1 protein-coding gene is annotated in these 1078 nt (G+C 24.7%); it reads right to left on the bottom strand.

The features are described from left to right. The coding region (locus KI369_RS27050; RefSeq protein ID WP_238484964.1) for an O-antigen ligase family protein at nucleotides 1–904 on the bottom strand (904 nt) is incomplete at its 3' end. Nucleotides 905–1078: the final 174 nt, after the last annotated feature.

Genomic DNA, 1078 nt, shown 5'->3' with positions numbered 1-1078 from the left:
TTATCAAAAAAACTATTAAATCATTATCATATCCTACATACTGTAAGGATGTTACCGCAAACCACGAAAAAATTAAAATTAATCTATTATATAACTTTGCAGATATCCTTCGATATGAGCGATAATAAAAAATTAGCATTAATACATAGAGAGATGTTCCTACAAAGCCAAAATCAAGTAACATATTTAAAAATACATTATGCATATTGTTTTCACCAATATAGTAATACGAGTACCTGCTTAAAAAATTAGCCGTACTCAATAATCCATTTCCTATGAAATAACTAGTTTCCAAAAAATTCTCTAAAAATGTATTCCAATATATAAGTCTAATATAACCGCCATCTGTAATATCAAAATTTATACGAAGTAAATCATCTATTTTCACAAATAAAAGACAAAGCCCTAACACCATTGGCAGCATTGCAAATACTTTTATATATGTTTTTTTTGATTTTATCACTGTAAATAATATATATATACCCAAAGCACCGAAATAAGTTAATTGTGCAGTTCTACTTAAACATAATATTGCGTTGCACACAGATAATATTAAAAGTAGCATATTTTTCTTGGTAAATTTGAATTTATTGATAACTATATAGAAATAACAAATTTGTGCTAATATTATTTTTGTTGCCAAAATATTCTTTGAATAATTACCCCAAAATAGTAACTGGGGATTCTCAGTTATTTTATAGGCTGTCATTGAATCTGCTGTATTAACAATTAAAGAAAATAAATCTAATTTATAATATAGATACATATATTGTACAAAACTAAGTACTATAATCACTTCAAATACTAATAAAGTTCTTTTCCAAAATTTATCATCTATAATCTTTTCACCACTGTTTATTACAGTAAAGAAAAATAATAAATTAACTATCATCTTTGATAGCATCTTTAAATCTTCCGAGCTATATTCATTTTGAATTATATATATTAGAATACCCCAAAATAGAAAACTCAAAATTAATAAAGTCCATTTATTAACCGCATATCCACCGTTATACAACAACAGTATATTAGTACTAATTATAAAAAATCCAAATATTATTGGATATACATTAGAATT

It is taken from the genome of Bacillus sanguinis, from assembly GCF_018332475.1.
Lineage (GTDB): Bacteria > Bacillota > Bacilli > Bacillales > Bacillaceae_G > Bacillus_A > Bacillus_A sanguinis.
The sequence above is the reverse complement of the archived record's forward strand: the minus strand, read 5'-3'. Positions and strand labels throughout refer to the sequence as shown.